The organism is Janthinobacterium sp. HH104 (assembly GCF_001758715.1).
GTDB classification, from domain to species: domain Bacteria; phylum Pseudomonadota; class Gammaproteobacteria; order Burkholderiales; family Burkholderiaceae_D; genus Janthinobacterium; species Janthinobacterium aestuarii.
Map to the genome: position 1 here is coordinate 1 of NZ_LRIB01000045.1, position 2,057 is coordinate 2,057.

The following is a 2,057-nucleotide window of genomic DNA, read 5'->3' on the forward strand; positions in this document are numbered from 1 at the left end:
ACGCTGACGACTTGCGCCAGGTTATGCGCCTGGTGCTGCATCGATTCGGCGGCGGCGGCCGACTCTTCCACGAGCGCCGCATTTTGCTGCGTGACGGCATCCATCTGGCCGATGGCGCGGTTGATCTCGTCGATGCCCACGCTTTGCTCGCTGCTCGCTGCCGTGATTTCCGTGATGATGTCGCTCACGCGCTGCACACTGTCGACGATATCGGTCATGGTCGAACCGGCTTGCGCCACCAGCATGCTGCCCGCGTTGACTTGCTCCACGGATGCGCCGATCAGGGTCTTGATCTCTTTCGCCGCCGAAGCGGAACGCTGGGCCAGGTTGCGCACTTCGGACGCCACGACGGCAAAGCCGCGGCCCTGCTCGCCGGCGCGTGCCGCTTCCACGGCCGCGTTCAGCGCCAGGATATTCGTCTGGAAGGCGATGCCGTCGATGACACTGATAATGTCGACGATCTTGTTCGACGAAGCGTTGATCGATTCCATCGTGCCCACCACCTGCGCCACGACTTCGCCACCCTTGACGGCCACTTGCGCGGCCGATGCCGCCAACTGGTTGGCCTGGCGCGCATTGTCCGCATTCTGTTTCACGGTCGACGTCAGCTCTTCCATCGACGACGCTGTCTCTTCCAAGGAACCGGCCTGCTCTTCCGTGCGGGAAGACAGATCTTGGTTGCCGGCGGCGATTTCCGTCGACGAGGTGGCGATGCTGTCCGTGCCCGTACGCACTTCGCTGACGATGTTCAGCAAGCTCGTGTTCATATCCTTCAACGCTTGCAGCAATTGCCCGGTTTCATCCTTGGAGCTGGCGTCGATTTGCGCCGTCAAGTCGCCATCGGCCACCTTGCGGGCAATCTCCACGGCCGTGCGCAGGGGACGCACGATGCCCATCGTCAACAGCCAGGCGCAGACGACGCCAAAGCCCAGCGCCAGCACGGCCAGGGTCAGCAGCAAGTTGCGGCTCGTCTTGGCGACCTCGTCGATCTCGCGCGCGGTTTTATCGATGCTGGCACGCTGGTGCTGCAGCATGTCGTTGACCACTTTCAGGTACTTCGTCGAACCGGGCACGAAGATGCCCTGGAACGCTTGCTCCGCTTCCGCTTCCTGTCCATCCGCCTTCAGCTTCGATACTTGCGCGCGCGAATCGAGGTAAACCTTGCGCTGTTCGCTCACGAGGCGGAACAGTTCCTTTTCTTCCGGGCTGGAAATCAAGGCTTCGATTTTCTTTTGCAATTCGCCCGAAACCACCGACGATTGCTTGGCCTCTTCCGCAAAATATGCGCCCAAGGTCGTATCGCTGCTGCGCGCGATGGCCGTGGTACGGCGCACGCCGCTGTCGATTTTCGCGTACCAGTCGGAAATATAGCGTTCCTTCGTCAGCGGCAATTCCATCATGGAACGCGTGGCCGTGGCCACGTCATGCAAGCGCCACACGCTGATGCCCGTGATGAGCATGGAAAACAGCAAGATCACGGCAAAACCCAGGCCGAGGCGCACACCAATACTGACGTTTCTTAACAAATTCATGTGAATATCCTAAAAAAGCGGAACCAGACTATATAAAAGGGGAACAGCAGAAAGCGGCTGCACGGGGCAGCCGCGGCGCCATCAGCGTGTGCCGATGCGCAAGGCGGTTTGCGAAGTTGCCGGGCGTCTCAGCGTCTGCTGGCCATTCAATTTAAAGACGCTGACGACTTGCGCCAGGTTATGCGCCTGGTGCTGCATCGATTCGGCGGCGGCGGCCGACTCTTCCACCAGGGCCGCATTTTGCTGCGTGACGGCATCCATCTGGCCGATGGCGCGGTTGATCTCGTCGATGCCCACGCTTTGCTCGCTGCTCGCTGCCGTGATTTCCGTGATGATGTCGCTCACGCGCTGCACACTGTCAACGATATCGGTCATGGTCGAACCGGCTTGCGCCACCAGCATGCTGCCCGCGTTGACTTGCTCCACAGAAGCGCCGATCAGGGTCTTGATCTCTTTCGCCGCCGAAGCGGAACGCTGGGCCAGGTTGCGCACTTCGGACGCCACGACGGCAAAGCCGCGGCCCTG

General features: G+C 61.0%; 2 protein-coding genes. Both read right to left on the bottom strand.

The features are described 5' to 3' along the window. A partial coding sequence (locus JAB6_RS21245; RefSeq protein WP_070304429.1) for a methyl-accepting chemotaxis protein occupies positions 1–1,532 on the bottom strand: 1,532 nt, incomplete at its 3' end. An 81-nt stretch (positions 1,533–1,613) separates the two neighbouring features. Beyond that, a partial coding sequence (locus JAB6_RS21250; protein WP_254671733.1) for a methyl-accepting chemotaxis protein occupies positions 1,614–2,057 on the bottom strand: 444 nt, incomplete at its 5' end.